Raw genomic sequence first — 1,963 nt, 5'->3', positions numbered from 1 at the left:
GGCGCCCTGGGCGCCCTCGGCGGCGGTGACGACGGAGCCCTCGGACGGCGCGGAGCGGGTATCCCAGCGCTGCGCGCTGGGCAGAGACGGAATTCGCTTCGCGAATTCTAAAAGGCGCTGCGCGCCTTTTTATAAACCGCTTCGCGGTTTATTGAAATTCACGCTGCGCGTGAATTGAATTACCGCTGCGCGGTAATTTTGAGGCGCCTCTCCGCTGCGCTCCGTGGCGGGGCGTCCGCTGCGCTCCCGCCCTGCCGGCTCCGCCGGGCTGGCTAGGAGGTGGGGGTGCATCAACTGTGTCTGCGGGTAGGATCCCGAACCGGTGGGCACTGCCTCCCGGGGCCGGCTCCGGGGTCCGCCGCCGCGAGGAGGTCGGGGCCGGGGGCTGGAGAGTCCGATCTGACGGGCAGTCATGCTCGGGACGCGCTTGCAGCACTCAGGAAGGGGTGTGTGCACTGCTCCCGCAATGTAGCACACTGATTGACCATGGTGGGATCGGAACAGGCCAACTGTCAGCCGATGTGATGCATCAGGTTCGTGCATCAAGTGATGCGCGGGTAGCATCACGAGTGAACTACTACCTCCTCCCCCGGATCGGGAGACATCTCGTCATGACCGGTGAAATTCCGCTTTACCCGCATCAGGCCGAAGCGGTCGACGCCATTGTTTCTGGGCTGGAGATCCGGCCCGGGCAGCAGATCCCGAAGAACGGTCTGCGCGGTCAGGTACACGCGGCGTGCGGCACGGGAAAGACGTTCATTGCCGCCGGTGCGGCCCATCGGATTTCTCCGCATGGGCGGGTTTTGGTTCTTCTTCCGACGTTGGAGTTGTTGGCGCAGACGGTGCGGGAGTGGCGGGCTTTCGGGCGTTCGGGGGCGATGGTGGCGGTGTGTTCGATGGATGATGACCCGCGTCTGTATGACCTGCGGGTGCCGTCGACGACGAACGCCCCGCAATTGGCGCTGTACTACGGCAGCGGGCCGGTCACGGTGTTCGCGACGTACGCGTCGCTGCCGGTCCTGGTGGAGGCTCACGAGGGCGCGTACGGGCTCCCCATGGACGTGTGGGACCTGATCTGCGTGGATGAGGCGCACCGTACATCGGGGTCGCCGGGGAAGGCGTGGGCGGTCGTCCACGACCAGGAGCAGCTTCCCGCGATGCGGCGGCTGTATCTGACGGCGACGCCGCGGATCTGGATGGAGCGGCCCCGGCCGCGCTGGCGGACGGAGCTCCCGGAGGCGATCGGGGAGGGCGGGGAGGAGGGCCGGCGGGCGCCGGTGGACAGGCTGCCCAAGGAGATGGCGTGCTCGATGTCGGACGAGCGGATCTTTGGGCCGGTTCTCTGGGCGCTGGATCTCTCCGATGCGATCGCCCGGGGGCTGCTGGCGCGGTACCAGATCGTCGTCGTCGAGCTGCGGGACGAGCGGCTGACGCTGGAGAAACTGTACGGCGAGGAGCGGCTAGAGGAGCACGTGCGAGGTGAGCGGCTCGCGGTGCTCCAGGCGGCGCTGCTGGAGACGATGAGCGAGCACGGGCTGGAGCGGTGCATCACCTTCCACCACCGGACGGTCGAGGCGCAGGCCTTCAGCGTGGGGCTGGAGCGGGTGGTGCGGCGGCTGCACGCGGCGGACCCGGAGCGGCACCCGGCTCAGGTGTGGTCGGGGTGGCTGTCGGGTGAGCACGAGCCGGAGGCGCGGGCGGAGAAGCTGTATCAGTTCGGGGGTCGGGTGGGGCGGGCGGTGATGTCGAACTGCCGGGTTCTCGGTGAGGGAGTCGACTGCCCGAGTGTGGATTCTGTCGCTTTGATTGACCCGAAGGGGTCGGCGGTGGATATCGTCCAGGCGATCGGACGGGCGCTCCGGCAGAAGCCTGGTCAGGATAAATTGGCGACGCTGATCGTGCCGGTGTTTCTCGGTCCGGATGAAACTCCGGAGGATATGCCGTATTCGGCTTCGTACCGTCC

1 protein-coding gene is annotated in these 1,963 nt (G+C 67.2%); it reads left to right on the top strand.

All coding sequences use genetic code 11. The features are described 5' to 3' along the window. Nucleotides 1-569: 569 nt before the first annotated feature. A partial coding sequence (locus ACFWRT_RS37580) for a DEAD/DEAH box helicase family protein (RefSeq protein ID WP_381121440.1) occupies nucleotides 570-1,963 on the top strand: 1,394 nt, incomplete at its 3' end.

The sequence above is a fragment of the Streptomyces cyaneofuscatus genome (genome assembly GCF_042718795.1).
Classification (GTDB): domain Bacteria; phylum Actinomycetota; class Actinomycetes; order Streptomycetales; family Streptomycetaceae; genus Streptomyces; species Streptomyces cyaneofuscatus_A.
Note: the sequence above shows the minus strand (reverse complement) of the source record. Positions and strands in the feature narration are given on the sequence as shown.